This window comes from Sphingomonas bacterium, assembly GCF_903643065.1.
GTDB lineage: Bacteria > Pseudomonadota > Alphaproteobacteria > Sphingomonadales > Sphingomonadaceae > Sphingomonas.
Map to the genome: position 1 here is coordinate 1 of NZ_CAHJWX010000222.1, position 4,710 is coordinate 4,710.

Here is a 4,710-nt window from a genome sequence, read left to right on the forward strand (position 1 = left end):
TCGTCGCCAAGCCGTCCGCGCGGCCGCGCGCCGACGCTTTCGCGATCCAGCCCAACGTGCTGGTCGACAACCGCGCGTCGAACCGCTTCACGGTGGTGGAGGTCAACGCGCGCGATCGTCCCGCGCTGCTCCACCAGCTCGCCCACGCGCTGTTCCAGGCCAAGGTGACGATCCACTCCGCCCATGTCGCCACCTATGGCGAGCGCGCGGTGGACGTGTTCTACGTCACCGACCTGACCGGCGACCAGCTGGACAATCCGGCCCGGCTGCGGACGTTGGAGCGACGGCTCGCGGCGGCGGCGGCGGGCGAGCCGCTCGAAGCGGCGGCGTGAGGGAGGCGAGCATGGGCGTGCTGGGTATCGGCGGCATCTTCTTCCGGGCGCGCGATCCGAAAGCGCTCGCGGCGTGGTACAAGGAGCACCTGAACGTCGGGGCCGGCTGCGTCGCGACGCCAGGCGTCACGCCCGAGCCGTTCAGCTGGCAGGTCGAGGGCGGCCCGCTCGTGTTCCAGCCGTTCAAGGCGGACACGGATTACTGGTCGACCGACAAGCAGTTCATGCTCAACCTGCGCGTCCACGACCTCGACGGCCTGATCGCCGCGTTGATCGCGCTGTCGATCGAGGTGATCACCAAGCCGGAGTGGAACGACCCGCACGTGGGCAGGTTCGCGCGGCTGCACGATCCGGAAGGAAACGTGGTGGAGCTATGGGAGCCGGCGACGGCGGCGTAAGCATCCGTCATGCTGAACTCGTTTCAGCATCCACGCGCGACCGCCGACCAAAGCGACCCGTCACCGATCGGGAGCGAGCCCGACGCGACGACTCCGCGTCGTCGAACGGGTTCGCCTACCGCGAGCCGCCGGCCGTACTTGGCACCGAGACGCAGATCAGCTTGCGCTGATCCACTGCGGCAAGCTCACTTGGGCGACAGCACCATCAGCATCTGGCGGCCTTCCATGCGCGGATATGCCTCCACCTTGGCGATCTCCTGAGTCGCCTCCGCCACCCGTTGCAGCACCGCCATGCCCAAGTTCCCGTGGCTCAGCTCGCGACCGCGAAAGCGCATCGTCACCTTGACCTTGTCGCCCTCGCCAATGAACTCGTGCACCTTCTTCATCTTGGTGTCGTAGTCATGGTCGTCGATGTTGGGACGCATCTTGATCTCCTTGATCTCCTGCGTCTTCTGCGACTTGCGAGCGAGGTTCGCCTTTTTCTGCGCCTCGTACTTGAACTTGCCGACGTCGAGGTACTTGGCGACGGGCGGGTCGGCGTTAGGCGACACCTCGACCAGGTCGAGCCCCAGCTCCTGCGCGGCGGCCATCGCCTCGCGCGTGTACATCACGCCGAGATTTTCACCCTCATGGTCAATCACGCGGACCTTGGGGCTCTGGATCCACTCGTTGAAACGGGGACCGTTCATCGGCGGCGCCTGCATGGGCCGGCGGATGGTAGGGGGACGGATAGGTGAAACTCCTTGGCTCTGATGCTCCCAACATAGAGAAGATCGCGTGCAAGCGAAAGACCGCCCGGCGGGAACGGTCGCGCTCGCCGATCACTGTTCCCGCCCGCGCGGTCAGGCGCGGAGCGGCACGTCGCGACGCCGCCGCAGGACAAGGCCGGCGGCACCGAATCCGACGATCATCATCGCCCAGGTCGCCGGCTCCGGCACGGAGCCGACCGCGAAGGCCAGGAACTGCTGGATCTGCGTGGTGGAGAAATTATCGTCGGCGACGAGCACCAGGCTGCGTTCGCCGCTCGCCAGCGTCGGGCCGAACGTCACCCCCTCGATATTGTCCAGCGGCACGCCGAGCGTTCCGAGATCGAGCAACAGCGACTTGGCGACGGGCTTGTAGGAGATACCGGTCACGCTCGGCAGACCGAGCACGTTGGTGGCGCCGGCGGTGTCGATCCCGTAGAGCTTGATCGAATAGCCGGTGCCCGGCGCGCCGACGGTGTAGGACCGCTCCACGCCCAGATACTGGGTGCCGCCGAGCGACAGCAGCTCGACCAGGCCGTTGACCGAGAAGGCCGTCCCGACGGGCGGCACCGCGACCGGGTCGTCCTGGTAGACGTATTCGGCGGTCGCCAGCGACGTCAGCGTGCTGAACGACAGGATGCGCGATGGGCTGCCGGTGGTGCCGGTCGAGGCGGGCCCGTCCTGGATCAGCGCGTTCTCCAGCCCCGTGACCAGGGTCGTGCCGCCATCGGCGAGCGTCAGGCTCTCGAAGGCGAGGTTGTTGCGAATGCCCGACGTGGTCGTCGGGGCGTAATAGGCCGGGATGCTGAGGTCGCGCAGGTATGTCCCGTCCAGCGCCGCCTCGCGGACGAACGCCGGGACGCCGGCATTGGCGAAGCCCTCGCTGGAATAATAGACGGTGCCGCGGCCGGACAGGCGGATCGACTCGGGATCGATCGTCCCGGTCGCGTAGGTGGTCCCCGTCGGCGACTTGAACGAGGTGACGCCGTTCACCGCGACGCTGTTGAACCCGGTCGCGGTGATGCCCAACGTCAGGGAGTAATAGCGCGCGTTCGTCTGATCGTCGCTGATCGCGACGTAGCGGTCCTTCGGCGCGTCATAGTCGATCCCCGACAGCCCGCCGACGGTGGTGCCGCCAAAGGTCGCGCCGAACGGCAGCGTCTGCTGTCCCAGATAGCGCAACGGCAGGGTCTGGGCATGCGCCTCGACGCCGGCGCACAGCGCGAGCGCGGCCGCGATAGGGCCGGCGAGGCGGCGGGCGATGCGATCGGACATCAGACTTCTCCCTGTTATTCGAGACAGGGTTAACGCGCGTTCAGCGACTCCTTGATGACGGCCATGTCAGGTCCGCAGATCGGGCGCCGTCGCTTCCGCGCGCAGTCGCTCGACCAATTCGGCGAGCGCCAGCACCTCCTGCCCCTGCCCACCCAGCCGGCGCAGCGCCACCGTGCCCTCCTCCGCCTCGCGCTTGCCGACGACCAGCAGCGCGGGGACCTTGGCGAGCGAATGCTCGCGCACCTTGTAGTTGATCTTCTCGTTGCGCAGGTCCGTCTCGACGCGCAGCCCCGCTGCCCGCAGCGCCGCCGCGACCTCGTTCGCATGATCGTCTGCGTCCGAGACGATCGTCGCCACCACCGCCTGCACCGGCGCTAGCCAGAGCGGGAAGCGCCCGGCATGGTGTTCGATCAGGATGCCGATGAACCGCTCGAACGTGCCCAGGATCGCGCGGTGGAGCATCACCGGGCGGTGCCGCTCGCCATCCACGCCGACATAGGAGGCATCCAGCCGCTCGGGCAGCACGCGATCGGACTGGATGGTGCCGACCTGCCAGGTTCGCCCGATCGCGTCGGTCAGGTGGAACTCCAGCTTGGGCGCGTAGAAGGCGCCCTCGCCCGGCAACTCCTCGAACCGGGCCTTGATCGTCTCGGGCAGGCTGGACGCGGCGACCGCATCGCGCAGTTCCTGCTCGGACCGGTCCCACATCGCGTCGGTGCCGAAGCGCTGCTCGGGCCGCAGCGCCAGCTTCACCGCATAGTCGGTGAAGCCCAGGTCGCGATAGACGCTGTCGAGCAGGTCGATGAACGCCGCCACTTCCGCGATCAGCTGGTCCTCGCGGACGAACAGGTGCGCGTCGTCCTGCGTGAACTGGCGCACCCGCATGATCCCGTGGAGCGCGCCATGCGGCTCGTTGCGGTGGCAGCAGCCGAACTCCGCCATGCGGATTGGCAGATCGCGGTAGGACTTGATCCCCTGGCGGAAGATCAGGACGTGCGCCGGGCAGTTCATCGGCTTGAGCGCCATCAGCTCGGCGTCGCCCGACAGCACCGGGCCGTCATCCTTGCCCGACGGGATCTCGTCGGGCACGACGAACATGTTCTCGCGATACTTGCCCCAATGGCCGGACTGTTCCCATTGCCGCGCGTCCATCAGCTGCGGTGTCTTGACCTCCCGATAGCCCGCCGCGTCCAGCCGCCGTCGCATATACGCCTCCAGCTGGCGCCACAGGATGAAACCGTTGGGATGCCAGAACACGCTGCCCTGCGCCTCGGCCTGGAGATGAAACAGGTCCATCTCCTGCCCGATCCGGCGATGGTCGCGCCTGGCCGCCTCCTCCAGCATGGTGAGATGCGCGTCGAGCTGCTTCTTGTTGAGCCAGCCGGTGCCGTAGACGCGGCTGAGCATCGCGTTGTTCTGGTCGCCGCGCCAATAGGCGCCGGACACGCGCGTCAGCCTGAAGGCGGCCGGATCGAGCCGCCCGGTCGAGGGCATGTGCGGCCCCCGGCACATGTCGAGCCAGGCGCCCTGGCGATAGATGGTCAGCTCCTCGGCCTCGGGCAGCTCGGCCGCCCATTCGGCCTTGAACCGCTCGCCCTGTCTTTCCCAAGTCTCGATCAGCTGCTCGCGGCTCCAGACCTCGCGCTGGAACGGCTCGTCGCGCGCGATGATCGCGCGCATCTCCGCCTCGATCGCGGGCAGGTCCTCGTCGGTGAAGGGCCGATCGGCGGGCGCGAAGTCGTAATAGAAGCCATCGGCGGTCGCGGGCCCGAAGGTGATCTGCGTGCCGGGGTGGAGATGCTGCACCGCCTCCGCCATCACGTGCGCGAAATCGTGCCGCGCCAGCTCCAGCGCGTCCGCCTCGTCGCGCGCCGTGACCAGCGCCAGCCGCGCGTCGCGCTCGAACGGGCGGGACAGATCGCGCAGCTCGCCATCCACCCGCGCCGCGATCGCCGCCTT

The 4,710-nt window shown here is 68.0% G+C and carries 4 protein-coding genes and 1 pseudogene; 2 read left to right on the forward strand and 3 right to left on the reverse strand.

Features of this window, described 5'->3' with window-relative positions:
• A pseudogene (locus HUU95_RS08860) lies at positions 1-332 on the forward strand ([protein-PII] uridylyltransferase); the annotation flags it as partial.
• 11 nt (positions 333-343) lie between these two features.
• Positions 344-730: a VOC family protein gene (locus HUU95_RS08865; protein ID WP_174279779.1), complete on the forward strand. Its 387-nt coding sequence runs from the start codon at positions 344-346 to the stop codon at positions 728-730.
• A 185-nt stretch (positions 731-915) separates the two neighbouring features.
• Here the strand turns inward: HUU95_RS08865 and infC are convergent, their stop codons facing one another.
• The 3 genes from infC to thrS form a co-directional block, all read right to left on the reverse strand.
• Positions 916-1,419 (reverse strand): translation initiation factor IF-3, encoded by a 504-nt coding sequence (infC, locus tag HUU95_RS08870; RefSeq protein ID WP_254602710.1) that lies wholly within the window; start codon positions 1,417-1,419, stop codon positions 916-918.
• A 153-nt stretch (positions 1,420-1,572) separates the two neighbouring features.
• Positions 1,573-2,751: an esterase-like activity of phytase family protein gene (locus tag HUU95_RS08875; protein WP_174279781.1), complete on the reverse strand. Its 1,179-nt coding sequence runs from the start codon at positions 2,749-2,751 to the stop codon at positions 1,573-1,575.
• Between the two features lie 66 nt (positions 2,752-2,817).
• The coding region (gene thrS / locus HUU95_RS08880; protein WP_174279782.1) for a threonine--tRNA ligase at positions 2,818-4,710 on the reverse strand (1,893 nt) is incomplete at its 5' end.

Bases quoted from the DNA above. Each gene is read 5' to 3' on its own strand.
- infC (WP_254602710.1), bottom strand. From the start codon at position 1,419: ATGAACGGTCCCCGTTTCAACGAGTGGATCCAGAGCCCCAAGGTCCGC.
- HUU95_RS08865 (WP_174279779.1), top strand. From the start codon at position 344: ATGGGCGTGCTGGGTATCGGCGGCATCTTCTTCCGGGCGCGCGATCCG.
- HUU95_RS08875 (WP_174279781.1), bottom strand. From the start codon at position 2,751: ATGTCCGATCGCATCGCCCGCCGCCTCGCCGGCCCTATCGCGGCCGCG.